Here is a 26667-nt window from a genome sequence, read left to right as displayed (position 1 = left end):
TAGAAACATCAATCAAGGATTTTTGAAAATCTGGGAAGAGCTTTTGAATATATTTACTCGGTGGATTCAAATACAACTATCTCATTATCAATATTTAATAAAAAACATCGGGTAGAGTATTCAAAACCAGTACAGCCAGGCATTTCAATGTCTAAAAAAATAATATCAGGATTCGATGCTTCTATTTTTTGCTGTGCCTCCGTTCCGTTTTGTGCTATATCAATAATATCAAAAGTTTCAGGGAATTCTTTTAGTAAATTTTGCAAGCCTAATCTTGCAGGTGCTTCATCGTCAATAATGATGGTAGAATAGCGTTTGTTCATATTATATAGATTCAGGAATTGTAATAATAATCATTTTTTCGGGTGTATTTGTCCAATTTAAAGTGGCTTTGTCTCCATAGGTTAATCGCAACAAATCAAAAACCGTTTGTAAACCATGACCACTTAATAAACCTTCTGGAAAGTCAGGACCATTATCGCTTACTGCAATAGTTATCTCATTTTGTTCTTTCGCAATTTTTAAATCAATTTTGCCAATGCCCTCATTTCTTGAAATTCCGTGTTTCACCGCATTTTCCACTAATGGCTGTATTAAAAATAAAGGTATTTCATGGTTTTCTAAATCTTTATCTACTGTTACAGTAAATTGCAAGCGATCACCAAAACGAATTTTCTCTATGTCTAAATAGGTTTTCACCATTTCAACTTCATCATGAACGGTACTTGTTTTTTTATCCTTTCGGTTGATGGAATATTTAAACAAATCTGATAATGAATGAGCCATTTTTTGGGTTTTCTGGGCATCTATTGGTGCTAAACTGGCAATGGAGTTTAAAGAATTGTATAGGAAATGGGGGTTTATTTGGGATTGTAACGATTTTAATTCTGCTTTCGCTTTTAGTTCTCTTAGGTTAGCTAACTTAGTTTCATTTTCTATCATTAAATTTCTTTCTTTAAAAATAAAGTAGCCTATTAATGCTCTGAGCGATGCAATTGCCATTAAAAATAAAAATACTTGAGATAAAGCTAAATAATTTTGTTGGTATTTACCAAATAAGTAATTTTCTTGGTCACTAAGTGCATTGTTAAAGATAAAAAAGAAAATTAAAAAACATCCAAAAGGTAAAAATCCCGTTGATAAAAAGATTAATCCAGTCTTAGCAAATAAGTTCTTTACTGTTTTTTGAATTTTCAACTCAATAAAACGAAACAAATAGAGAAAAGGGAATAAAATTGCCAGCAATAAAGAGGTGGATAAGATTGAGTCTTTTATGATAATACGCGTATATTGGTATTCAACTGGTATTGTTAACAAATCATACAAATAATTATATAATACAATTATTATATCTGCGAATAGCAAGGCTATAGCGGCTACAATACCAAACTGAAGCCAATCTTTCTTGATTTTAATATTGATTGATTTATTAATTTTATGAATAAAAAACAGCCCTAATAATACTAAAATTAGCGCAGGTAAAAATATAATAGCTACTGGGTTTTTTACCCACCATAAAGAACCGTCTCTACGTAAAATTCTACCCTCTTCTATCTTTTTTATGACACTATCTTTAAATTGATTTTGTGCTTTTGCCAGTTTTTCTTCGAAACCTTTTTTATAGACTTCTTCAATGATTGCCTTGTCTTCATCATTCAAAGGGATTTTACTATTTGATAATGCAATCATTAGATTAAAGATGCTGTTTCTTTTTTCTTCTATGAGTGGATAGGCAAAAGTTCCTCCAACTAATGCTTTGGCTATACGTGATTCCAAAGATTTTCTAATATCTAAATCTGTATCTCCTTCATCTATTTTATAAATATAAAGCTCGCAACTTGAATAACCTTGACCTTGATAACCAAAACGGCTTGTTGTGTAACTATTACCTTCTTTTAGAACAGCATCTAAAAATTTAATTTTAAAATTTGGTTTCTCTGATTTTGAAAATTGGATTGAAATAGTTTCTGTCAAAGTATCTAATTTCTTTAAAATATTACCGATAGTTATCGAGTCTTCTGCTGTGTAATTCCCTTCTAAACTAACATAGATATCGTTGTCCCATTTTGTTATTTGTTGATAATCATTATTCATTTCAACAATCTCTTTCCAAGGTTTTGTAGGAAGTTTTTCATGGTCTTGAGAAAAACAAGTCGTTCCCAAAATAAGGAAGACTAATAAGTAACGTAATTTTTTCATGGTAGTAAATTTAAATGTTTATACCACAAAAGAACTATAATAGTTGTTTGGCAAAAACAAGTTTCTTGTAAACTGCAAAATAGGGATGTAAACTGCATTTAAACCCAAAAACGCCACAAAGTTTTTTCTTTGTGGCGTTTTTGTTATTGAAATTGTAACCAAAAGGGCTTGGCGATGTGTTGGATTTTTAGCAAAACTATTTTAATTGCTTTAATGCTAACTTTCTTACTTCACTAAAAAACACTTAGACAAGCGGGGAAAAAACTAAAAATAGTTACTCACATTTATATGCAAATGTTGAATTATTAGATGATGTCCCAGTCATTAACCTTCTTTTCAATTTATCACCATCAGACTCATAAGTAAAATTAAAAGTTGAACCTAAATACCCTCCTGAATTATACCTTTTAAGAGTTTTAATGAGATTTTTTGATTTTTTCCCCAAATTATAAATAAACCAAATATCTTCAGAGAAAAAACCAAAGTTACGTTCATCAAGAAAATTGAATACTATAGGTGATTTTTGAAAATTAGGTTGCTCCAAATTAATTTTATCTGTATAATATTCCATCTCATAACTTAATTCTGGCGTATTAACAAAATCTGTTCTTTTGGATGTAATTTTTATAGGATTTCCTGAATCGTAAGTTACGTCATATTGAAAAACACCTGATATGAATTTAATCAAATACCCATCACTGTTATATTGAAAACTGTAGCTCCTCGACTCTTTACTATAAACATCAAAAGTAGATAAATTGGCAACCTGTGAAGCACTATTTAAAGTCCAAGTAGATTTCACATATTCAGAGTAGTTGTAAGGAGTAGAATTCACTGTTATTTTATTGCCCGAATAAATGACTGTATCTTTCTCTAATTTAAATGTTCCTTGCATCCTAATTATACCAGAAATCTTTCCTTGTTTATCATAATTTATAGTTGCAGTTATATCTTTATCTTCATCTTTAACTGATGTAACATAACAAGAATTTGCAGGGTCTACCTCTTTTTTACAACTGAATAGCAACATAAAAAAGACAGGTAGTAAATATTTTTTGTTCATAATTCTTAATGTTTAATTTATAGTGTTTTCGTATAGAAATTAATATTAATCCTTGGAAATTTATCAAATCACTTCCTAGGTCTCCTTCAGTCCTTCCTCTAAACAATTAAATTGATAGGAATAAGACACTTACTGGTTCAAGCTTGTGGCTTGAACTTTTAAATTATTTACTTTTCAAAAGAAATACTTCATATAAGGACAAGTGACGCTTTGCTTAACGCTTTCCTGTTAGTCCGCATCTAAGATGCTGGACTGTAATCATTGTGGTTTTATAAACCACAATGCAAGAGGTTACAAACTTGCTACTTCTTAATTCATAAATAAGAGTCGGACGGAGTTGCATTCTAAGAATGCCTGACGCACTGACGTAGTCTAAGACTACGCCAAACAGCGAAATTATTAATCAGGAATATTTATGTAAACTACCAAATCATCATCAATGGCACGTTTTAATTGTTGAATAAAAAGATGTAAAACTTCTTTTTCATTATCTTCATCAATTGTATTTACAAAAGAAAATAAATCTTCATACAAAAAATACATTTTTTCCATACTTGGTAAAATATATTTAGGCTCAAAAAAGACTTTCATAAAGGTGTCTTCTACTTTGTAAAAAACTTTATTTTCATGTACTAGATTCATGAATAAAAAATTACTTTTTTCGCTCCTATATTCAAGAGTCTTTTGATACTCATCACTCAGATATATATTTATAAATTGCCAAAAACCATAAAACTCAAGTGCAGGATAATTGACATTATCATAAACCCATCCTTCACAGTTTGTACCATTCTCACATTCATACATTCCGAGTATTGATATTTTCCTTGAAAGATTTAAATCCTTTTTTCTATAAAATCTTGTTGAAAGATACATAATGTAATAGACTTTTTAAATTTAAAATATTAGCTAAAACTTCCTGTTAGTCCGCATCTAAGATGCTGGGCTGTAATCATTGTGGTTTTATAAACCACAATGCAAGAGGTTACAAACTCGCTACTTCCTAATTCATAAATAAGAATTGGACGGAATTGCATTTTTAAGAATGCCCGAAGTACTGACGTAGTCGAAGACTACGCCAAACTTGGGAAATATCTCGAAGTACAATAATACCGAAAGCCGACGACCGATAGCTGAAAGCTCCCTACTTCTTTAAATAAGCCTCAATTTCTTGCAAACTCAACGTATTAAACGTCATATCAGTAGTTAGTCCCCCTTTGCGAGCTACGGCTACCCCATAGTGCATATCAAAATAACCCTCCATTTCATGGGCATCGGGATTGATGGATAATTTTACGCCTTTTTCTAAGGCATATTGTATCCACCGCCAATCTAAATCTAACCGATAGGGGCTAGCATTGATTTCTATCACGACGTTATTCGCAGCACAGGCATCTATCATCTTCTGATAATCTACAGGATACCCCGCTCTTGATAACAACAGTCTGCCCGTTGGATGCCCCAAGATGGTAGTATAAGGATTTTCGATAGCCGCTATTAGCCTCGACATCGCTTTTTCTTCCGTCATTTTTAGGTTTTGATGGATAGAAGCCACGATATAATCAAAGCTCTGGAGTACATCATCAGGATAGTCTAAAGAACCATCGCCCAAAATATCAGACTCAATCCCTTTCAAGATTTTAAAAGGGCGGTCGGTCATCAAAGCGTATTGCTGATTCAGGCGGTCTATTTCGGCATGTTGCTCAAAAATTCTTTCTTCTGAAAGTCCTTTGGCATAAGATGCCGTTTTAGAGTGGTCGGCGATACCTAAATATTCAAAACCCAATTCACGACAGTAATCTGCCATTTCTTTTAGGGTATGTCTGCCGTCTGAATAGGTAGAATGATTATGCAAAATACCCTTTAGGGCATCCCACGTAATCAATTCCTCATTCTGATGTTTTTGAACCCAATCAAACTCGAAATTGCCCTCACGCATTTCGGGAATGATATAAGGTATATTCACACTGGCATAAATGGCTTCTTCCGACTCAAAGTTTTCTTTTTGAACCGTCTTTAATAAATGCTGAGTCGCCAAATGTTTAGGCGAAGCCGAATAAATAAACACTTGGTTAACAAACTGTGCTGGCGAACAAATCAATACTTCAATATCGATGCCTTTGCCTTCAAAATGTCCACGCCAAGCAAATGGTGACGACGATTTTTCGTCTTGTTGTAACGTCGGTAAGGTATTGATAAATTGCTGAACCTCCCAAGGTTTTTCGTGCCCCACTACTAACTGAATGCTTTCTACGATTTCGTTTTTACGTCTGACATCACCAACGATTGAGACGTGTTCGAAATGTGCTTCTAGTTCATCGAATAATACTTGAGCCAACTCTTCTCCTTTCTCCATCCGAAGTTTCCCCGTATTCGACTGTGCGTACAAGATAGACTCTTTGATGGTGTTCTGGATTTTATCACCGAAACCCTTCAATTTTGCTACATGACCATTTTCACAAGCTATCAGCAATTCGCGGGTATCAGTAATATTGAGTTCTTTCCAAATCGCCCGTACTTTTTTTGGGCCAATGCCTTTGATGGCAAGCATCTCCAACACACCTTCGGGCGTGCGAGCCAACAATTCACTAAGCTCTTGACTAGTACCCGTTCGGGCGATTTCCTCAATTTTTGTCGCAATACTTTTCCCAACACTTGGCAAGGTTGATAATTGAGCTACCGACATATTGAGTAAATCTTCGGTAGTTTTATCCAAAGCACGCACCGCAAAACCAAGGTTTTTGATTTTGAATTCGTTTTCGTCGTGTAATTCAAGCAGCTTTACCGTCAGTTCAAGTAAGGCGACAATTTCTTCGTTATTCATTAAGCTTTCATTTATGATTGATTCGCTTGATCTGCCAATTGGCTTTCCTGTTCGGCCAATACTTCGGCTACGGGTCTGAAATTACCTTTTTTCAGTAGCTCGTTTTCAGGAACATACGGACATACCTCTAAAATAGTAGTAATGTTGATATCTGTAATCAGATAATCGTTTAGATTTCCTAAATTTTTCACCAAAGCCTCGTACACCTCTTTCGGGTTTTCAGCATTGATTAACATCATGTGTGGTACTTTCTTTTCTTTTTGTGTTTTTTCGTCGAAAGTGATGTATTGTACCTTGGCTTTATACCAGATTTCTGAGCCATTTTCTTCAAAGAAAACTTCGCTCAGCTTCATTTTAGCCAAATTAATCAACTGAAAGTCAGGCGTATTACTTGCCACTACTTCAAACATCCTAGCTTCCGCTTCGGTATATGAAACGGCATCTACTAAGTATGCCTCATTGATTGTTTTTAAAGAACCCGCTTCGTCTTCACGTTGGTAACGTATTTTACCTAAATACCAAGTTGCCATATTTTGTTTTTTTAATTAATAACAAAACCTCACCCCCAGCCCCTCTCCTTCAGAGAGGGGAGCTTTTCACTTAGAGTTGTAAACAACTCTAAGTAATCTAGTTTGTACCTGTAACTGAATATAAAATATCTTTAGAATATTTTATATTCAGTTACAGATATTCTCCCCTCTCTGAAGGAGAGGGGCCGGGGGTGAGGTTCCCTATACAAAACTATCAAGACTTCTTTAGTAATACAATTGCTTGTGAATAACTTCTTGCAACCCTTTTATACTTTTTAGCATCTATGATATTAAACAATTTGTCAGACTCCCTGAGTCTCTTGGTTTTATTGATTAATTTAGTCACCTATTTTCAATAAAGTCTCTTCAAAATTTATTTAACAAGATGGAATCAACAAGCGTTTTTAATCCTGCTGTGCACACCCAGCAAAGTAAAACAAGTTTTGCTAGTCTCCTTTTGGGTATTCCTTTATATGTCTATGTAGTTGCTATTTGTTCGTGCTTGGTTATCAGTGGTATCCTATGGGATATTGCATGGCACATGACGATAGGAAGAGACGGACTGTTCTCTGCTCCACACAATCTGATTTACATCGGTGCCGCCTTCGCAGGGATTATCTCAGGTTTTCAGGTACTTAAAACTTCGTTCTGGGGCAATGCCTCTGAAAAAGGTAAGATGGTGAATTTCTGGGGTATTTTTTATAGCTCTTTGGGTGGAATGCTTTGTATCTGGGGCGGTTTTGTAGCAGGGACATCTGCACCTTTTGACGACTGGTGGCATAATACTTATGGACTAGACGTTCAGATTTTCTCACCTCCGCACACTGTCTTGTTGTTGGGTTTGATTGCCATTCAAATCGGTGCCATGATTATGGTGTTAGCGATTTTGAACAGAAAAGAAAAAATAGCGAGTTTAAGTGCTGAACAAAACAAAGCCCGCATAACTCGTTTACGTTGGATTTTTATTTTTACGGCAGGCATGGTATTGGCCACAGCCTATACGTTTATGTTTGAATTTTTGGGCAGATGGAATATGCACGATGCATTGTTTTACCAAATAGGTTCGGCATTATTCCCGATGTTGATTATTGCTTTTTCGCGTGCTTCCGATAGCAAATGGGGTGCAACTTATGCAGCCTTGATTTATATGGTTTATTATATCGCCATCAATGCTACCCTCAGACTCTTTCCAGCAGAGCCTTTATTAGGACCAATTGCCAACCCTGTTACCAATTACCAAACGACGGCATTCCCTTTATTATTGGTTTTTCCTGCGTTGGTTATTGATATACTAAAAGTAAAATTCGCAACCCAAGACGATTGGGTATTATCCGTATTAATGGGCTTTGGTTTCCTCGCCACTTTCTTGATTATCCAATATCCAGCAGGTAATTTCTTATTAGAATCTCCTTATGCCCGCAACTGGTTTTTCCAATCAGATGCATGGTCGTATAGCAGTGATGCCGACTGGCAATATCGTTATAAATTTGCTCCATGGGATGTTACTACGGGCGTATCTGCATGGGCTACTGGCGGAGGAGTGGCTTTGATACTTGGTGTTTTATCTGCCAAAGTAGGTTTAATGTGGGGTAAATGGATGCAGAAAGTGCAGCGGTGATTTTAGCTTTAAGTTGTGAGCAATGAGCTTTCAGCTTGTTAAGTAGAAATTCAAATAGAAAAAATATCCCGTAGGAGGCTGTCCAAAAAGAAAACCATTGCCAAATATTCTTTGGTTTGAAACCTCACCCCCAACCCCTCTCCTTCAGAGAGGGGAGCTTTTGAGCTCAAAAAGCCCCTTCTCTGAAGGAGAAGGGGTTGGGGATGAGGTCTTTCGCAGAATAATATTTGGTTGTAAGAGCTTTTTGGACAGCCTCCTACGGGGTTTATAATAAAAAAATATTTTTGGGTATATTCTTAATTCTTTACCTGCCTTAAAAAAATCACTATGAAAAAAAATATTTTAAACAGTTTATTCCTACTGCTTTCTCTGTGTATTACTTACAGAAGTCATGCCCATATCGGTAGCTCGGGCGTTGTTTTTGAAGGCAATGCAGGTAAATATGCATTGCAAGTATACGTACAACCGCCAGATGTAATTCCGGGAACGGCTAAAGTAACAGTCATTACGGATGGTAATGATATTCAGAAAGTACATATTAAGCCCATTTATTACTGGTTTGGCGATGAAGGGTCTCCTCGTTCAGACGAGGCTTTTCCCGTAGCCAATCAGGCAGGACGCTACGAAGGTCAGATTTGGCTAATGAACTCAGGTGCGGCTAGTGTTCAAGTAGAGATTACGGGTAACCGTGGCAAAGGTACCATGATTGTCCCTATCGTAGCCATTGCTACTGTCAAACGCGAGATGGCACCGTCGCTGGGGTGGATGTTGGCAGGGTTGGGTTTGCTGTTGGTGGGTCTGCTAACTACCATCATCGGAGCTAGTACGAGCGACAGCTTACAGGCTGTAGGCGAAAGTAGTAATGATGCTACTATTAAAAGGAGAGTCAGAGGTTCAGTGATTGGAGCGAGTTTTTGTGGTGTTTTACTTTTTGTTGGCAATAATTGGTGGAACGGACTGACGGACGACTATAAAAGAGAGTTGTACCAACCTTATACAGCCAACACCAAAGTAATAGAAGAAAACGGCGTATCGGTATTGAAATTACAGATTGATAGCAATTCTGTCAAAAGACGTTGGTTAAGCTATGCCATTCCAGACCACGGTAAACTGATGCACTTGTTTTTAATAAGAAAGGGAACGATGGATGTATTTGCCCATTTGCATCCTACCCGAATAGATACATTAAACTTTGAAGCCCAAATGCCCGACTTACCTGCGGGGAAATATTTGTTGTATGCAGATGTAATGCGCCTGCAAGGGTCGCAATATACCATTGCAGATACGGTTGAAATCACGAAACAAATTATAAATGGTAAGGCTGTAAGTCCTTTAAAAGACCCTTATGATGCCTATGCGATTACGAATCCGTTGAATACTAAAGAGGCTACCGTAAAAAGTGACCTGATAACTATCTGTGGTACGCCTGGGGTAAAAACTAAATTGCAGGATGGCTCAAGTATTGTGTGGGAAGCTGACCCTAAAAAACCTTTGATGACGGGGCAATTCTATGATTTAAAGTTTACTATTGTAAGTCCTGATGGTACAAAAGCACAGCTTGAACCTTATTTAGGCATGATGGGGCATGCGGCTGTCGTCAAAGATGATGGTTCGGTATATATTCATTTGCACCCTACGGGAACGGTTTCTTCAACGTCGGTAGTTGTGATGCAAAAAAGGTTGAATGAAACATCTAGCAAACCTATTTTCTTACCAACAACTGCTTTTAAAGATAGCGTAGATAAAATCATGACCAAATTGAGTGTGATGTCAGAAACTGAAAGAGATAATTTCCTGATGCCCAATATGTTACATCCTGACAACAAAAGAGAACACCATAATACGGTAAACTTTCCTTATGTATTCCCACAGGCAGGGAACTATAGAATTTGGTTGCAAGTAAAAAGAAATGGTAAAATCCTGACGGGCACTTTTGATGCAAAGGTGATTTAGGGTTCAAGGCTATCGGACTTCGGGTTTCAGTAATCAGGTATTTGCTTTAGATGTATTAATCTTCGAACCCCCATCCGTAAAAGCATCTTTCTATTAGCTGGTGACTTAAGTCCTAATGATTACCCATATATCCATAAGTACTTGATAGTCATATTCTTATCACTAGCGAGGGACTTAAGTCCCTCGCTAGTGATAAGAAATTCACGTAGTCAGGCTATGACAAGAGACGACCAAAGCTCGGTTTGAAGGACGATTTAAACCTATTCAAACCAATTTTATCAATAATCACCTCTTCATTTTAACTTTTTAAAAGATGTGGGTAATTGATAGGACTTAAGTCACCAGCTAATAGAAAGATGTTAGAACTCGTGAGCAATATCACCCTTTCAGGGTTTAACGTAATTGATTATCATTAATGGCTATAATCATATCATCCCTTCGGGATTTTGCGACTTTGTTTTTCATTGACAACTTATGGCATGCCTCACCTTTACTTGAAGTATTAAAGAGGATGAGTATCAAAGATCCCAATAAGAAATAAAACTTTGATTCTTGTCATTTTGTGGATAATAAAAAAACATCAAGAATACCTTAGTAGGCTCGGGGATAGCTTTTTTTAGATATGTATTAATACTTAGATTATTTTTTAAGCACTTTAACAGAGTACGTGTAAGCTTCTTGTTATGGAATCGTTTAAAGGCTTTAATTTTTTTAATAGTTAAATCAGGGTTTACATCAATCTCATAAATAGCAAATCTCTCATTTTCAGTAAAACCCTTAATTCCATCTAGACAACCATAAACATCCGTCGTTGTTATCTTGTATTTATTATTGCTCAGTAGGCTACTTCTTTGTAAATAGGCCAATGCTTCTAATTTTAAGGCTACTCTTTTTTTATGATTTTCGTTTGAGTTGGGATAGACACTTTCGTCAAATTGTTCGTCAATCTGAATACTGCCTGAACAGGCCCCAAATCTTAAAAAACCTTTATTATCTTTTGAAACAAAAACTAACCATGTTGTATTTTCAGGCGTCATAAAACTACAAGAAGTTCTCAAAGCACTTCTTAGTTTAAGCTTGGTAGTCGGCTCTCCTTTGTAGATTTCTAGTATTTCAACCTCTAGGTCATGGTAATCTTCGTCGAGTGGGTCGGGGCTTACTTTTATAATTTTAACAGTAGCGACAAATGCTGAAGATTGATATTCCTCTAAAAGTGGTATCGTTCCACATTTGCAAGCAAAAGTTTGAAAAGAAATAAATGTTAATAATAAGAATAGGCTTATATGTATTTTCATAATGATATATAATTAGTTAATTGGATTGTCGTGTAGAAGCATTCAGATGTCGGCTATCAATAGCTAAAATCAATAGGTCTATTAGCTATTGTTATTTTTTCGGGTGCCACTGTAAATACATTGATTAGGGTAAGTAATTGGTTTTCTTTTGAAATGGTCACCATGTTTTTTGTTGATTTATCTGTCAACTTATTGCATGACTTAAAGTCATGCCATGAATCTAAGGTTTACTTTCTCTGAATATACAATTTAGCATAACGAATTAACTCCTCATCGTTTTGAAGGAATGTTTCTTCTACTACTAAAGTAGTATTGTTTATCCATTTAAGCTGATTTATCCCTCTAGTTTTTAATTCAACTTCATCTTTAACAATCAACCCTTGAGGAGTAATTTGTATTAGATTAAAACCATTAACCGATTCATCCGACACTAAACTTGCATTACCCGAAATAATCCATTTCTTATCAGGAGAAACAACGGGAAAACCATACAAAGGCGTGTGTTTTCCCGTATGCATATCAATCAATACGTATTCAGCAGACTCATATAATTTTAATAGAAAGACCCACTGTGATTGCCCTGCTAAAACTCCAATAAATTCATATACTGCATAAGTACCTTCGGTGGTATCATTTGTAGCAATATGTTTTTTTGTTCCGTCGGCAAGATTTCCAAACCAGTTTAGTCCAACCTTTTCTAGCTTAGTACTATCAGGAATCAGATTAGTTGCTTGATTTGTTTTATCAAAAAAATCCTTTGTTGATGGTTCAAAAGTAAAAATAAAGTGCTTGGTTGTTACTTGATGCTCGTTGGTATCAGGCATTGATAATATCTTAGCTAGTGTATCAGTACTATTTTGCTGATTCACTATTGTTGTATCTTGCTCAGTAGTTTCAGACTGTTTATGACCACAATTCCAAAGTGTTAAACAAATAATTATTGAGGCAATAAGAAAATTAAATAAACGCATAGAAAGATATTGATAGATTAATGAACATATTTTAAGTCGGGCTTATAAACAAAACAACAGGCTTCAAAAATGGATTTAGTTAAATATTCTATAGAAAAAGAAACTTATTGATTCACAGCTCCTGCACAATTTACTTAAATTAATCATAAATTCACATTTAAAATGATAAGTCAATGGTTAAACTACGAATGCTTTCAGCAAGAATAAAGCTTGGATACTTATTAATACTATTTATGTTGTATATCTCGCCATCTTTTGGACAAGATGCAAAGAGTTACGCTGTAAAAATTGTAAGTGTTTTACAAACACAACCTTTATCTTCTACCCTAATTTACAAATTAGACTCTTTGAAATCAAAACATATACTTTCAAGAAGTGACTTCAATATTCGCTTTGACAGAGATTTAGATGTTGGCTACAGGCACCAAAGAATAGAGATAGCCCTAAATTTTTATAGTTATCAAATAAACATTCTTAAGAAAAATGACACTATTTGCGTATTGACATTAAAACATGGTAATGACCCATTCGATAATGCCCCACCATCTTCTTACTACTATTCTAGGATCAATAAAGAGCAATCTTTAAATTATTTGAATCAACGAAATAAATTGTATAAATCAAAAAAAACTTTAGCCAATTTGCTCTCTGAGCTTTCAACGTCAGAAGAATTTGCCATGTATTGTGGTTATGGAGCACCCATAACTACAATGGGGGAGAAAATATTAAAGCTGGTTGAAGAAGAAAATACATCAGAACTAGCAGATATGGTAAAAAGTATTTGCGTTGAAACTCAAGTGTATGGGGTTACTGGCTTTGAAATGTTAGAACGACAAGGTGATGTGATTCCGTCAGACATTTATAAATTAATCAAACTAATAAAAAGTAGAAACGCTGAAACGGTAACATGTAGAGGTTGCTTATCAGGACTTGTCGAAAAAATTTATAATAAACAGAAATAATATACATTTCACGCACTAAATAGAAGTTATACTTTGCTGTAAATGATAGTTTTATAAATTACTTTTAAGTTTATGGTCACATTGTGCACTTTCACCCATATCGTAAAGCTTTTTCAATATTTTTTCATCAGTTCCACCATACCCTTCTGGTCGTCACTCATGGCATGACTTCTAATTAGTTGACAACTATGATATAAACTGTCCAAAGCGCTTAATTTTTACCCGCAGATTTTCGCTGATTTAATTCGCGGATTATAGAGATTTTTTTAATATTCTTCAAGTCCGCACCGTGGTCTGTGGCACATAGAACACAGTGCGTGATGATTTTGGTTGATAAAACTTGATATGGACATTTTTGTGTTCTGTGTGCCAAAGACCACGGTTTTAAGTCTAATGTCCTTAAGTCTAATATCTTCAAGTCCTAAAGTCCAATAATCCTAAAGTCCAATAATCCTAAAGTCCAATAATCCTAAAGTCCAATAATCTAATAGCTAACCCTCAAAAAAAAGGCTGACAAAAATTAATTTGCCAACCTTTTACTGTTGATTAGTGTAATAAAATCGTTAGAACTTCCATCTTACAAAAGCTTCCATCGCTTCGTATTCGGCTAAGCCTAATTTGTTGTATAGTTTGGCGGTATTACTGTTTCTATCTTCTGCACGTTGCCAGAACTCGCGGTCGTCTGAACCTTGGAAAGGTACACCATCTTTTTGTGATTGGTGTTTGAAAATACCATAACGTTTTTTCAATACTTGGTCTGGCGACATCGGTACGGCCATTTCTATTTGGTCGATATCCCATTCTTGCCATGCACCTTTATACAACCAAATCCAGCAATTGTTCATGTACTCGCGGTGTTTAAGCTTTTGTGCCGCTTCGATAATAGCATCTAAACAAACCTTGTGCGTTCCATGCGGGTCAGCTAAATCACCTGCTGCATAAATTTGGTGTGGCTGAATCTCTTCAATCAAGTTCAATACGATATCAACGTCAGCCTGTCCGATTGGGTTTTTCTGTACCGTTCCTGTTTCATAAAAAGGCATATCCAAGAAATGGATATTTTCTTTTTTGATACCTACGTAACGACAAGTATTTTTGGCTTCCCCTCTACGAATCAACCCTTTGATATAACGAACCTCAGGCGTATCAATTTCAGAATCCTTCTTAGCTTTCAAAAACTTAGCCGCTTCACGATAAATACGGTTTGCTTTAGCATTGTTAGCCTCAAATCTTTCGTTGAAGTCAACCACAAATTCAGCAAAACGTAAAGCTTCATCATCAGCTACGGCAATGTTTCCAGAAGTTTGGTAAGCCACGTGTACATCATGACCTTGGTCGTGTAAACGTTGGAAAGTCCCCCCCATCGAAATAATATCGTCGTCTGGGTGTGGGCTAAAGATAATCACTTTTTTACGAGCTGGGTATGCACGTTCAGGACGGTTAGAATCGTCAGCGTTAGGCTTACCACCTGGCCATCCCGTGATACTGTGCTGTAAATAGTTGAATACCTCAATGTTTATATCATACGCTTGTCCATATAATGCCAACAAATCTGAAAGACCGTTTTCGTTATAATCTCCGTTAGTAAGCTTCAATACAGGTTTATTCACCGTTAATGCTAAGTGGATAACAGCCTTTTTAATCATTGGTCTGTCCCAATTCACGGAATCCACCATCCACGGAGTTCTTAGTCTGGTTAATTGTGATGCCGCCGAAGTATCAATCACAAAACAAGCATTTTCGTGTAATTGCAAATAAGAAGCAGGAACATCAGAGCTTACAGAACCCTCAACGGCACGTGCCACGTTGATGGCTTTGTGCTCACCCCATGCTAATAATACCACACGTTTGGCTTCCATAATTTTTTGGACACCCATCGTAATGGCTTTTTTAGATACCTTCGCCAAACCACCAAAGTCGCCAGCGGCATCTATTTGGGTCGTTAAATCGAGGGTCATCAAACGTGTTCTTGAATTAATCAAAGAACCGGGTTCGTTGAAGCCAATGTGACCGTTTCTACCAATACCAAGTAATTGGAAATCTAAGCCTCCATAACGCTCAATTTGTGCTTCGTAATCTTTACAAAACTCTGCTAATTTTTCAAGAGGTAATGTGCCGTCTGGTAAATGCCAGTTGCCCGATGGAATATCAACATGGTCAAAAAGTTGTTCACGCATAAAACGCACATAACTTTGTACAGCGTCTGGTTGCATCGGATAATACTCGTCGAGGTTATAAGTAACTACGTTTTGGAAACTTAAACCCTCTTCGCGGTGCATTCTGATAAGCTCGGCGTAGACTTTTTTAGGTGATGAACCAGTTGCCAAACCTAATACGGCGGGTTTACCTTCAATACTTTTTTGACGAATGATGCCAGCGATTTCATGAGCGATTGCCCGAGACGCTGCATCTGAATCAGCGTAAATAATGGTCGGAATACGTTCGTAACTAATGGCTTGTTCCATGTTAAATCAATTTGAGAATTAGAAAGATTTTATATGTTTTGATTGAGAGAATTGTTTCGTAAAGGGCTGTCATCACGAAATAAGGACGATTTATTCCTTTTTGCTCACTACAATTACTTCCAATCCTAGATTATCTAAGATTTTGTTAAGTGTCTTTATTGAAGGGTTAGCCTTCCCTAGTTCGATAGAGTGAATCGTCTTAATCGCTACATCACTTTGCTCGCTTAAATTTTCTTGGCTAAGAGAAAGAGTATTTCTTCTTTCACGGATAACACTGCCTAATTGTTCAAGATTCATATTTCAGAATTATTTTACTGATATTTTTGCAAATATACAATTAATATTTAAAATAAAAATTATTATTCGGCAATATGTTTCCGATGTGTTAAATTAATTGATAGTTTATGTAAATTTATCATTATGTGTAGGGGTTTAATAGCTTCCGACTGTCAGATTACTGAACTTGCCATTCATCACATACTTATATTTCATTCATCATAAACAAGGCTAATTTTGCATTATTCAAATGAGTAGTAATGATCATGCTATTACAAAAACTATTTAAAAAGCGCTTTTTTGATGATTTTATACCCATTTTTGTAAGAGAAATAATAAATAAAATATATTCATCCCAATGGCTGAATAATTGACGAAATGGCTTGGTTGTTGTTGGTAAAGTGAAGAAAGCCAAACAATTGTATGTAATAATATGCATATGGAAAGTACAAAGGAGGGACATTTACGACATATTTTATTTTAAAAATAATAACTAAAATCAAATTCCTGAGTTTTTAAAAGAGAAACAAAAAACCATTTATAAATTTAAATATTTCTAATCTCAATTTATGATAAACCTTATTCGAAAATCCTTATTTGTAGTATTGATTTTACCGATACAACTTTTTGCTCAATCTGATAAATTGACAGTGAGTGGCTATATAAAAGACAACAAAAATGGCGAAGGTCTGATAGGTGCTTCCATCTTTGTGAAGGAATTAATGACTGGTACTACCACAAATACTTATGGTTTTTATTCTTTGACGCTCCCAAAAGGCGATTATTCCATTGTCATTAGCTCATTGGGCTATCGTAAATCAATAAAAGACATTAAGCTAATTGACAAAAACGTTACCTTGAATGTAGAAGTTCAAGAGGACGGACAGGAGCTAGCGGAAGTAGTAGTAAATGCTAAACGCGAAGACGACAACGTACAAGGCATAGAAATGTCGGTGAATAAAATAGAGATGAAAACCATCAAGAAGATTCCTGCCTTGTTAGGAGAGGTCGATTTGGTGCGAGCTATTCAGCTATTGCCGGGGGTTTCTACAGTGGGTGAAGGCGCTAGTGGTTTTAATGTCCGTGGGGGTGGGGTTGACCAAAACCTTATCTTATTAGATGATGCACCCGTATACAATTCTTCACACCTTTTTGGCTTCTTCTCTATCTTCAATCCAGATGCTGTAAAAGATGTTAAACTCATCAAAGGCGGTATTCCTGCCCAATATGGTGGACGTGGGGCATCTATTTTAGATGTAAGAATGAAAGAAGGAAATGCTAAACATTTAGAAATCAATGGAGGGATTGGAGCAATCTTTAGCCGTCTTTCTATCGAAGCGCCTATCATAAAAGATAAAGCTTCGTTCATTGTAGCGGCACGACGTTCATACATTGATGTACTGGCAAAGCCGTTTTTAACGGGAAGTAGTGCCGATTCAAAATTCAATTTTTATGATTTAACCGCCAAAGTAAACTATAATATCAATCAGAATAATACTGTTTTCTTATCAGGATATTTTGGTAGAGATGTATTTGGTAACCAATTTGGTTTTAACTGGGGAAACAGCACGCTTTCTGCTCGTTGGAACCATGTGTTTAGTGCTAAATTATTCTTGAACTCTACGGCTTTCTATAGTAATTACGATTATTTACTTGATTCTGATTTGGCTAATAAACGCCCCAATAATGCTTTTAGATGGACATCGAATATCAAAAATCTTAGCTTTAAGCCAGACTTTACTTATTATATCAGTCCAGACAATACCCTTACTTTTGGTGGACAGGTATTAAACTATGACTTTACACCAGGGTCGGCTACGGCTAGCTCAAATGGGGACAAACGTACGTTTGGGTCTGCACCTAAAAATGCAGTAGAATATGCGGCTTATGTAGGGAATGAAATGAAAATATCGTCGAAACTATCGTTACAATATGGTCTTCGTTTTTCTAGATACGACTATACTAGTAAAGAAGATGTATATTATGAAAGAGTATATGTGGGCGTTTCAGACGAATTTCCTTCGGGCTATGACCTTACGACCAAAGCCAACGATAAAAATAAAGTATTGCAAAGCTATCAGAACTTCGAACCAAGGTTGAGCATGAAATTAGAAACCAGCGAAAGCAGTTCGATTAAAGCTAGTTACAACCGCATGGCTCAGTATATTCATTTGCTTTCTAATACGGCTGCTTCTACACCGTTGGATGTTTGGACGTCTAGTACCAACAACATCAAACCACAGTTGATAGACCAAGTGGCCTTGGGTTTCTTTAAAAACCTTGGTAATAACGAATACGAAACATCTGTGGAGGTATATTATAAAGACCTACAAAATCAAATAGACTACGCCGACCGTGCAGATTTATTCTTGAACCCTGAGTTTGAAAAAGATTTGATGTTTGGTAAAGGGCGTGCCTACGGGGTAGAATTTTATGGTAAGAAAAACAAAGGCAAGCTGACAGGTTGGGTAAGCTATACGTTAGCGCGCACAGAACGCTTGGTACAAGGGTTGAACGATAATAACTGGTATCCTAACCGTTATGACCGTACACATACGTTGAACGTGGTAGCCCAATATGAATTCAATAAAACTTGGAGTTTTGGCTCAAACTTCTCTTATATCTCTGGTGTGCCGTATTCGTTAGGAAAAGGACAAGGAGTGTATGAAAACTTAACGTTGGGGATAACGACCAATGGCGTAAGAGGTAATATAAGAGTGCCAGCATACCACCGCTTGGATATTTCGGCTACTAAAAAGAACAAGAAAGCATTGTTTGGTAAAGGTGAATCAGAATGGGTATTTTCGGTATATAACTTATACAATCGTAGAAATCCATTTTCAATTTATACCCGACCAAAAGATGATGGCGGAACTACCCAAGTGGGCATCGTACAAAATGAAGCCGTTCGTCTGTCCATCATAGGCTCGTTTATTCCATCAGTAACTTACAACTTTAAATTCTAATACTGAATTTTAACATTATCAATTATGAAATCGATTATCAAATATATATTTTCAATATTCCTGAGTGTTTCTTTAATGAGTTGCGAAGACGTAATTCAGTTAAATGTTCCCGAAACCGAAAAGTATTTAGTAGTAGAAGGTACAATTACCAACGTAGCGGGCGAACAATTTATTAAACTGACGGAATCGCAGGCATTATTAAGCACTACCGCACCCAATGCCGTTACGAATGCTACCGTGAAAGTAACCGATAATACGGGTAGAGTGTACGAATTTAAGGATACTAAAAACGAAGGTAAGTACATCTGGACGCCTAGCACGGCTACAGAAGCGATGGGAGCTATCGGCAAGACTTATACTTTAAGAATAGATGCCGACGGCGAGAGTTACCAAGCTGTATCGGAATTGAAAAGAGTACCAAAGATAGATTCTATCGTATATAAATACGAGGATAGTCCCAGAGTAAACCAAACGGCCGACAATAAACCTAAACAAGGCTACGACGCTAATTTTTATGCCAAGGATTTTGTAGGAGTAGGCGACTGCTACCGTGTGAAGGTGTATAAAAATGGAAAAATGTTTAGCGGAGCTGATAACATCGTGATTGCCTATGATGCTCTTTTAAACAAAAGTAGCGTAGGCGATGGCTTGATGTTTATTTTGCCATTGCGTAGGGCTATTTCGCCAGAATTGTATTTAGAAAACGATAAATTAAAAGTAGAACTTAATTCAATTACAGAACCTCATTTTGATTTCTGGACACAGTTCCGTACTGAACTGAACAATACTGGTTTGTTTTCAACGCCAGCAGCCAGAATCCCTTGTAATGTAATCAATATCAGTGCAACGCCTAAAAAACAAGCAGCAGGTTGGTTTGGTACATCCGCTGTTAGCACGTTGGAAGTGACAATTGATAAAAATAAGGCAGTAAAGCAGTTTAATGATTAGATTTGTGGATTAATTTGGCTTTAAGCTATAAGCAGTAGGCTGTAAGCTTTCTGTGGTCGGCTTTCGGCAGGCTTTGGCGGTAGTCAAGAACAACCTACAGCTTATAGCCGACGACCAACAGCCGATAATCGATAGCCTAATGCTTACAGCCTATCGCCTAAAGCAAAAAAAATAAAAATATGGAAACCAAGCAAAAAAATAATCCATTACATGGACTAACCTTAGAAAATATTGTGAACCATTTAGTGGCTTATTATGGCTGGGAAAAGTTAGGAGAATTAATCAATATTCGTTGCTTTAATTATGACCCAAATGTAAAATCAAGCTTATCTTTTCTAAGAAAAACTCCTTGGGCAAGAACAAAAGTAGAATTGCTGTATTTGAAGAGTTTAAGAGATATCGCCAAGGCAGAGAAGGCCTCTAAGCTTTGAGCAGTGAGCAATTAGCCTTTTATTAGTATTGATTTCAAAAGAAAATCCCGAAAATGAATAAATCATTCTCGGGATTTTTTATTACTAAAACTTCAAGTCAATAAATCCTAAATCCTTACATACTTTTAGTTACCAATCAATTTAATAACATAGCTGTAAGAATATTTTTTATCCAACATTCTATATTGCTTATGAGGAAGCTCTCCCCAACTATTATCGCCACCAACACCACGTTGATTTAAATCGATGTGTAAGGTGTTTTCATTGCGAATCTTAATGTCGGTAGGGTGCTGTTGTTTTTTAGTTTCTCCAGGGTCCAAATCTTCTGTTTTATATGGCAGTAAACTGAAACAAAAAGCCTGAGGAGCTTCTACCAATAAGCCTTGTCCTTTGTTATTGACTACCTTCAACCAACGTGTATCAGTATGATAACCATGTTCTTGTGGACGAATATAGTTACTTACTATTGCTTTAGGACTGAATTCCTGATAAACGCCCAAGAACGACGCCGTCTTGCGGTCGCTATAGTTTTCTAAAGGCCCACGCCCATAATAACTTATATCATCTGTTGATTTATCCAACTGCATACGCATTCCGAAACGAGGGAGTTCTGGTAAATTACGTTCGCCCATATCCATTGATGCCGTCACTTTTATCGCTCCGTCAGGTTGAATTTGGTAAGTAGTTGTATAAGGGACATTGATACCAGTAAGGTCGTAATTTACCGTGATTAGTACACTTCCATCAGCTTGTAGGTCGCCTACCTGTACATTCTTAACGGCCCTGTTGATATGGGCATTTCTCCAAATTCCTAAATTAGTACCCATTTCGTTTCCAAAATCATTATCGGTAGCTGCTCTCCAGAAATACGGTTCAGGGAATTGTTGGATGACAGACTTATTCGAGTTCAAACCATATTTTGTCCATTGTCCTCTTTTGGTATCAAACTCACCCGTAATGTCTCCTGCCGTAAAACGAACTTTATTTTGTTCACGACTAACTTGTACAGTAGCCTTAGTGTCCTTTTTAGCTAATATTTCAAAATATGATTGCTGACTAAGGATAAATTGTTCACGAGCGATTTCGTGTCCAGCAGGAACTAGCTGATTCGCTACTTTGGTATAAGCAAATACCGAAAGCGTATATTCTGCCTGATTGTCGATGACAGGAATGTCTAAGTGAATCTCTTTTTGTTGTTTTGGTGACAACGAAACCGCAAATGTTCCTTCTTGCTGAGGTACACCATTTTTAGCAATTATCCACTTGAATTGATAGATGTCTAAATTGGTAAAATCAAAAAGGTTTTCAACGGTGATATTACCCTTAGCAAGGTCTTTTTGTTTGAACAAAATAGATTGATACACTTTTTTAACCTCGAATAAACCCGGATGAGGAGTACGGTCGGCAGCTACCACACCATTTGAACAGAAGTTCTCATCGTTTTGTAAGTAATATCCTCCTAAATCGCCTCCATACGCAAAAAATGGTCTTCCATCGGTTGTAGCCGTTTGCATACCTTGGTCTACCCAATCCCAGATAAAACCACCTTGCATGTGTTTTGAACTAGCGATAATATCCCAATATTCCTGAAAATTACCATTACTATTCCCCATAGCGTGCGAATATTCACACATGATGTATGGTCTTGTTTTGCTTGGGTCTTTGGCATAAGAAATCATTGATGCAATATCAGGGTACATCGGACAAACGATGTCTGTATTAGCATTTTCGCCAGCTTGTTCTGATTGTACAGGACGGGTCGAGTCTTTTTCTTTTAACCATTTGTAGGTTTCATAGAAAACAGGGCCGTTGCCACATTCATTTCCCAAAGACCATATAATAACCGAAGGGTGGTTTTTGTCACGTTCAAACAACCGCACAGTACGGTCTTTATGGGCATCAGCCCAAAGGGGTAAATAGGCAGGGTGTTTAGATTGGTCAAATCTTCCTTGCCATTCCGCCCCCATCGCATGGGTTTCTATATTGGCTTCGTCAACTACATACAAACCGTATTCATCGCATAATTTATACCAGTAAGTATCATTCGGATAATGACTATTACGTACAGCATTGATATTAAAAAGTTTCATCAATTGAATATCTTTCAGCATCAATTCACGGTTCGGAACGTGTCCTTCTACAGGGTCATGCTCATGGCGGTTTACGCCGTGTACCAACGTAGGAACACCGTTAATCAGTAATTGAGCATTTTTGATTTCTACTTTTCTAAACCCAATTTTGGTGCTGGTTATTCCCAAAATATTTCCTTTTGTATCCTTTAAGGTTAAAATACAGTCATATAAATTAGGGAACTCAGCACTCCATTTTGCTGGATTTGTAATTTTACCATCCAGTTTAACTTCTAAACTTGTTGGTTTTACAGCAACCTGTTTACTGAAAATAGTCTTTCCAGCTTTATCCTGAATTTCAGCAAGAATAGTACCCGCTTGAATGTCACTTTCGCCAAATTTACGCAACGAAACAGCAGCACTAAATAGTCCGTCGGTATAATTTTTATCTAAATCAGCCTTCAAGAAAAAATCCCATAAGCTAGTTTTAGGTAAAGCATACACAAATACATCACGTTCTATACCAGATATACGCCAGAAATCTTGGTCTTCGAGGTAACTACCATCGTGCCAACGATACACCTGTACAGCGAGTAAATTATTACCTTTTTGCAGGAATGGAGTAATATCAAATTCGGCAGGAGATTTAGATACTTTCGTCATTCCCACTTCTTTGCCATTTACATAAACTACGGCATAACCCGTGATTGACCCAAAATGAAGGAGGATTTCACGGCCATCCCAATTGGTTGGTACAGTGAATGTTTTGCGATAAGTTCCTACAGGGTTGTCGCCACCAATGAAAGGCGGGTTTTTAGGAAAAGGATAAATAATGTTGGTATAAATAGGAGTGCCAAAACCTTTTCTTTCCCAGTTTGAAGGTACTTTTAAATCATTCCATTGGCTATCGTCCAAGTTTTTTTCAAAGAAATTTTTAGGACTTTTTTCGATAGAGGGTGCAAAGTTGAATTTCCAAGTACCGTTTAACGATTGGTAGAAGGGCGATTTTGCATAGTCGTTTTCAAGGGCAGTTGGTTTATTTTCATAGACCATAAAATCGGTGTGGGCAGGTTCTTTGTGACTATCGACTACCGCTGGGTTTTCCCAAGGATTTTGACTTTGGGCGTATCCTATCTGAGCGATTAATACACTTAATAGCAATATTTTTTTCATTGTTTTTATAATAGTTATTTTTTGTTTTTTGATAAGATTCATTGGTGTTATTTAAACTCAGTAAATGGGTTCTATATATAGGATGCACGATAGAATACTTTTATACTCTTATAGCTTCAAAAAATATTATTATTCCGTGAAAAAACAATATTCGGTTGTTCTAGTCCACCTTGTATTTCATCCCAATCCGTAGTAGTGCAAAGTCATGCTCTTTTATTAGAATAAGCTTTTCAATACAAATTTTCTCCTTGTCTGAAACGAAGGGACGCCTAATCAGATTGGGGCAGTCGCCGTTATGAGGTAAGTTTTTATCCCTTAAAAAAACTCTCTCATCCTACCAAAACTTCAATCTGTCGGAAAGTATTTCTAAAAATCAAGGTTCAGTAGTTGTTTTGAATCAGCAATTAAGCAAAAGCTTTTGGAATTATTGCTTAGCCATCAACAAAAAAGGAAAAATAAACGATTATTGATAGCCGATTTCTGACGACCGACAGCCAATAGCTAAAATCTATTCAAAACAATTCATTAAATTTAAACTTCCATCATAATTAACCATTAGGGTGCTTTTATCGCTTAGGAAATGAACCATAAACCAATTATTACGAAAACATACGAAGTTGAAGCAATCAAGCATCTTCAGCTCAAAACATTCTCTGGAGATATAGAACTGATTGGTCATGATGAAAATACCATTAAGGTAGAAGTATATGCTACCGTGCGTAGTTTGTTTACGTTTTTCCTCATCAAAGACCCTCTGCTAACGTTTGATTACGATGCCCAAGATCTTACGATGAACGTAGTAGATGACACGCTCTTTATTTACAATAAACCAAACTATTTGAATATCTATAACTGGTTTAATTTCCAGAAAACCTCTTTCAGAGTGTTTTTGCCTGCTAACATCCATTCAAACACTAAAACTTATGGTGGAAAAATAGTTCTTAAAAAACTGGAAGGCAATCATAGTTTTTCTACTTGGGGGGGCAATATTTTGTTAGAACAAACACTGGGCAACATTGGTGGCTCTACCATGGGCGGTAATGTAGATGTACTAAAATGCCAAGGCAATGTAGAGGCTAGTACCATGGGTGGAAATATTTTTTTAGCAGGCAACAACGCTGATATAAAAATCGACACCAAAGGCGGTAATATCTATGTTCAAAACAACGAAGGAACGATACATTGTTCAAGCTGGGGAGGGAATATTGATGCTTTTAACGTATCAGGAGGTTTTGAATGCAATACCGCTGGGGGCAATATCAACTTAAAAAATGTCAATGGTAATATCGGTGCAAGTACCAAGGGTGGAAATATCCGTGCCGAAGTAAATGGTATTAGCCAATACGCTTGGTTTGATACCGCTGGCGGAAATATAAAAGTGGCGTTACCGCTAGAACAATCCTTAGATTTGGAGGCATCGGCATCACGAGTACGATTACCTCCGCTTCAAAATTTTTCGGGTTATCAAACCAAACAGAGTATTCGGGGTAAACTGAATGGGGGAGGAGCCAACGTAACCATCAAGACTTTAGCGGGAAACATTACCATTTATAATGCTGATTTTGCTAATGATACATTCAAACCGAATACGCCATCAAAACCAGCGGATAATCCGAAAACAGAAGCACCACCAAAATTCACTGAAAAAAAAACTCCTGAGCAATTTCAGGAGAGACCTATCAATACCGCTAAACCTTATACGGAATCAAAGCCTTTTTCAGATACCGAAAATGCGGTTCATTGGAAGCCAAATTATAATATTTATTTTAATGTCGTATTTTGTTTGCTGGTGGGTTATGCCGTTACTTGTGTGATATTTTTCACGGTAGCCACCAGCAAGCTACCCTTTGATTTTTCGGATGTTTATCAGGATACTTTTTATTTAACCCTGATGAGCTCCCTAGCCGCTATGGCGGCTATTTATGTTTTTCTAAATTTTGTGGAAAGTAGAATCCCACCTATCGACCTTGTAAAATTTATGCCATTAATGGGTTGTGCTTTGTTGTTTGGCAATCTCTTTCATTCAGCCCTTAGTTCGCATAATGAAGCAGGGAGCCTTTGGGCGTTTGATATGCCAGCAGCTATTTACTTTTACTTTGTTTTGCCCGTGATTATCAGTTGGTCATATCTTTTTTATTGGCTCAAAACACGCAGTATTACCCGCAAAATTTCTGAACAAGAATACCAATTGTTGAATCTGGAAAAACTAAAATCAAAGGCACAGCTAGATGCCTTAGAGGCTAGAATCAACCCGCATTTTTTGTATAATTCGCTGAACAGTATAGCGGGATTAATCCACGACAAACCCGATAAGGCGGAGGAAATGACGATTCAATTATCAAAATTATTCAGGTACACGACGGGACGTACTGAGGAAAGTTTTCATACGTTTGCAGATGAATTGGAAATTATCAAAGCCTACCTGACCATCGAGGAAGTACGGTTTGGACATAGACTAACCTATACGATAGAGTGTGATGAAAGTATTTTGGATGAAAAAATCCCTAGATTTTTATTACAACCTTTAGTAGAAAATGCGATTAAACACGGTATCTCCAAAATAGCGAGTGATGGTTTGATAAAGGTAAATATTACCGTGCAAGAAGGAAATATACTGATAAAAATTCATGACAACGGTCCAGATTTTGGGGAATCGTTCGGGGGAGGTTTTGGACTAAGGAGTATTAAGGAAAAACTAAAAATTGTTTACGGCGATAAAGCAACCATAGACATAAAAAATCAACCAGAGAAGGCGGTTATTATTTTAATTATAAAGTGATTAGTGATTAGTAATTAGTGATTAGATGTGTGCTTGCCTAAAATAGGTTGACAAAAAATCAACTTATTTATGAGCAAATCGAAATCAGATTCTAAAAAAAGTACAAATTTAAAGATTCGTCAACGACGGATTTTTAGTGAATCGT

General features: G+C 36.5%; 18 protein-coding genes. 7 read left to right on the top strand and 11 right to left on the bottom strand.

Annotated features, from left to right (window positions below; genetic code table 11):
• Positions 1–53: 53 nt before the first annotated feature.
• From VB264_RS23245 to VB264_RS23220, 6 genes are all read right to left on the bottom strand, one after another.
• Positions 54–323, bottom strand: a complete 270-nt coding sequence (locus VB264_RS23245) for a LytR/AlgR family response regulator transcription factor (RefSeq protein WP_323253513.1) — start codon at positions 321–323, stop codon at positions 54–56.
• A 1-nt stretch (position 324) separates the two neighbouring features.
• A complete protein-coding gene (locus VB264_RS23240) occupies positions 325–2199 on the bottom strand; it encodes a sensor histidine kinase (RefSeq protein WP_323253511.1) in 1875 nt (624 codons plus the stop codon).
• 274 nt (positions 2200–2473) lie between these two features.
• On the bottom strand, positions 2474–3262 hold the full coding sequence (locus VB264_RS23235) for a DUF4595 domain-containing protein (RefSeq protein WP_323253509.1): 789 nt from the start codon (positions 3260–3262) through the stop codon (positions 2474–2476).
• A 399-nt stretch (positions 3263–3661) separates the two neighbouring features.
• Complete coding sequence (locus VB264_RS23230; protein WP_323253508.1) at positions 3662–4138, bottom strand: hypothetical protein; 477 nt, start codon at positions 4136–4138, stop codon at positions 3662–3664.
• Between the two features lie 268 nt (positions 4139–4406).
• Entirely contained in the window at positions 4407–6086 is a 1680-nt protein-coding gene (locus VB264_RS23225; RefSeq protein WP_323253506.1) for a PHP domain-containing protein, read from the bottom strand.
• Positions 6087–6097: 11 nt separating this feature from the next.
• Positions 6098–6616 carry a DUF4494 domain-containing protein gene (locus VB264_RS23220; RefSeq protein ID WP_309923434.1) on the bottom strand — a complete coding sequence of 173 codons (519 nt, stop codon included), beginning with the start codon at positions 6614–6616 and terminating at the stop codon, positions 6098–6100.
• A 385-nt stretch (positions 6617–7001) separates the two neighbouring features.
• Between VB264_RS23220 and VB264_RS23215 the strand changes: the two genes are divergently transcribed.
• Complete coding sequence (locus tag VB264_RS23215) at positions 7002–8234, top strand: hypothetical protein (protein ID WP_323253504.1); 1233 nt, start codon at positions 7002–7004, stop codon at positions 8232–8234.
• Between the two features lie 327 nt (positions 8235–8561).
• A complete protein-coding gene (locus VB264_RS23210) occupies positions 8562–10187 on the top strand; it encodes a hypothetical protein (protein WP_323253502.1) in 1626 nt (541 codons plus the stop codon).
• Positions 10188–10705: 518 nt separating this feature from the next.
• On the opposite strand, the gene VB264_RS23205 is transcribed toward VB264_RS23210, so the two are convergent.
• Both VB264_RS23205 and VB264_RS23200 read right to left on the bottom strand, forming a co-directional pair.
• Positions 10706–11482, bottom strand: coding sequence for a hypothetical protein (locus VB264_RS23205; RefSeq protein WP_323253500.1), 777 nt, complete (start codon positions 11480–11482; stop codon positions 10706–10708).
• A 227-nt stretch (positions 11483–11709) separates the two neighbouring features.
• Complete coding sequence (locus VB264_RS23200; RefSeq protein ID WP_323253498.1) at positions 11710–12453, bottom strand: hypothetical protein; 744 nt, start codon at positions 12451–12453, stop codon at positions 11710–11712.
• A 173-nt stretch (positions 12454–12626) separates the two neighbouring features.
• Here VB264_RS23200 and VB264_RS23195 point away from each other — a divergent pair, with 173 nt between their 5' ends.
• A complete protein-coding gene (locus VB264_RS23195; protein ID WP_323253496.1) occupies positions 12627–13415 on the top strand; it encodes a hypothetical protein in 789 nt (262 codons plus the stop codon).
• 563 nt (positions 13416–13978) lie between these two features.
• Here VB264_RS23195 and nagB read toward each other — a convergent pair.
• Positions 13979–15880 carry a glucosamine-6-phosphate deaminase gene (gene nagB / locus VB264_RS23190; protein WP_323253494.1) on the bottom strand — a complete coding sequence of 634 codons (1902 nt, stop codon included), beginning with the start codon at positions 15878–15880 and terminating at the stop codon, positions 13979–13981.
• A gap of 90 nt (positions 15881–15970) precedes the next feature.
• The gene (locus VB264_RS23185) at positions 15971–16177 is read right to left on the bottom strand and encodes a helix-turn-helix transcriptional regulator (protein ID WP_309923451.1); all 207 of its coding nucleotides are present in this window, start codon (positions 16175–16177) and stop codon (positions 15971–15973) included.
• 548 nt (positions 16178–16725) lie between these two features.
• Between VB264_RS23185 and VB264_RS23180 the strand changes: the two genes are divergently transcribed.
• The 3 genes from VB264_RS23180 (at position 16726) to VB264_RS23170 (ending at position 20501) form a co-directional block, all read left to right on the top strand.
• The gene (locus VB264_RS23180; RefSeq protein WP_323253492.1) at positions 16726–19122 is read left to right on the top strand and encodes a TonB-dependent receptor; all 2397 of its coding nucleotides are present in this window, start codon (positions 16726–16728) and stop codon (positions 19120–19122) included.
• 24 nt (positions 19123–19146) lie between these two features.
• Positions 19147–20070, top strand: a complete 924-nt coding sequence (locus tag VB264_RS23175) for a DUF4249 domain-containing protein (protein WP_323253490.1) — start codon at positions 19147–19149, stop codon at positions 20068–20070.
• Between the two features lie 179 nt (positions 20071–20249).
• Positions 20250–20501 (top strand): VF530 family protein, encoded by a 252-nt coding sequence (locus VB264_RS23170; protein ID WP_309923457.1) that lies wholly within the window; start codon positions 20250–20252, stop codon positions 20499–20501.
• Between the two features lie 125 nt (positions 20502–20626).
• Here VB264_RS23170 and VB264_RS23165 read toward each other — a convergent pair whose 3' ends face one another.
• Positions 20627–23743 (bottom strand): glycoside hydrolase family 2 TIM barrel-domain containing protein, encoded by a 3117-nt coding sequence (locus tag VB264_RS23165; protein WP_323253488.1) that lies wholly within the window; start codon positions 23741–23743, stop codon positions 20627–20629.
• A gap of 580 nt (positions 23744–24323) precedes the next feature.
• Between VB264_RS23165 and VB264_RS23160 the strand changes: the two genes are divergently transcribed.
• The gene (locus VB264_RS23160; RefSeq protein WP_323253486.1) at positions 24324–26522 is read left to right on the top strand and encodes a histidine kinase; all 2199 of its coding nucleotides are present in this window, start codon (positions 24324–24326) and stop codon (positions 26520–26522) included.
• The last annotated feature ends 145 nt before the right edge of the window (positions 26523–26667 follow it).

The sequence above is a fragment of the Arcicella aquatica genome (assembly GCF_034928825.1).
GTDB lineage: Bacteria > Bacteroidota > Bacteroidia > Cytophagales > Spirosomataceae > Arcicella > Arcicella aquatica.
This window is presented reverse-complemented; position numbering and strand designations above follow the sequence as displayed.

Excerpts from the sequence above, each read along its gene's own strand:
- VB264_RS23245 (WP_323253513.1), bottom strand. The coding sequence starts at position 323 with ATGAACAAACGCTATTCTACCATCATTATTGACGATGAAGCACCTGCA.
- VB264_RS23240 (WP_323253511.1), bottom strand. The coding sequence starts at position 2,199 with ATGAAAAAATTACGTTACTTATTAGTCTTCCTTATTTTGGGAACGACT.
- VB264_RS23235 (WP_323253509.1), bottom strand. The coding sequence starts at position 3,262 with ATGAACAAAAAATATTTACTACCTGTCTTTTTTATGTTGCTATTCAGT.
- VB264_RS23230 (WP_323253508.1), bottom strand. The coding sequence starts at position 4,138 with ATGTATCTTTCAACAAGATTTTATAGAAAAAAGGATTTAAATCTTTCA.
- VB264_RS23225 (WP_323253506.1), bottom strand. The coding sequence starts at position 6,086 with ATGAATAACGAAGAAATTGTCGCCTTACTTGAACTGACGGTAAAGCTG.
- VB264_RS23220 (WP_309923434.1), bottom strand. The coding sequence starts at position 6,616 with ATGGCAACTTGGTATTTAGGTAAAATACGTTACCAACGTGAAGACGAA.
- VB264_RS23215 (WP_323253504.1), top strand. The coding sequence starts at position 7,002 with ATGGAATCAACAAGCGTTTTTAATCCTGCTGTGCACACCCAGCAAAGT.
- VB264_RS23210 (WP_323253502.1), top strand. The coding sequence starts at position 8,562 with ATGAAAAAAAATATTTTAAACAGTTTATTCCTACTGCTTTCTCTGTGT.
- VB264_RS23205 (WP_323253500.1), bottom strand. The coding sequence starts at position 11,482 with ATGAAAATACATATAAGCCTATTCTTATTATTAACATTTATTTCTTTT.
- VB264_RS23200 (WP_323253498.1), bottom strand. The coding sequence starts at position 12,453 with ATGCGTTTATTTAATTTTCTTATTGCCTCAATAATTATTTGTTTAACA.
- VB264_RS23195 (WP_323253496.1), top strand. The coding sequence starts at position 12,627 with ATGGTTAAACTACGAATGCTTTCAGCAAGAATAAAGCTTGGATACTTA.
- nagB (WP_323253494.1), bottom strand. The coding sequence starts at position 15,880 with ATGGAACAAGCCATTAGTTACGAACGTATTCCGACCATTATTTACGCT.
- VB264_RS23185 (WP_309923451.1), bottom strand. The coding sequence starts at position 16,177 with ATGAATCTTGAACAATTAGGCAGTGTTATCCGTGAAAGAAGAAATACT.
- VB264_RS23180 (WP_323253492.1), top strand. The coding sequence starts at position 16,726 with ATGATAAACCTTATTCGAAAATCCTTATTTGTAGTATTGATTTTACCG.
- VB264_RS23175 (WP_323253490.1), top strand. The coding sequence starts at position 19,147 with ATGAAATCGATTATCAAATATATATTTTCAATATTCCTGAGTGTTTCT.
- VB264_RS23170 (WP_309923457.1), top strand. The coding sequence starts at position 20,250 with ATGGAAACCAAGCAAAAAAATAATCCATTACATGGACTAACCTTAGAA.
- VB264_RS23165 (WP_323253488.1), bottom strand. The coding sequence starts at position 23,743 with ATGAAAAAAATATTGCTATTAAGTGTATTAATCGCTCAGATAGGATAC.
- VB264_RS23160 (WP_323253486.1), top strand. The coding sequence starts at position 24,324 with ATGAACCATAAACCAATTATTACGAAAACATACGAAGTTGAAGCAATC.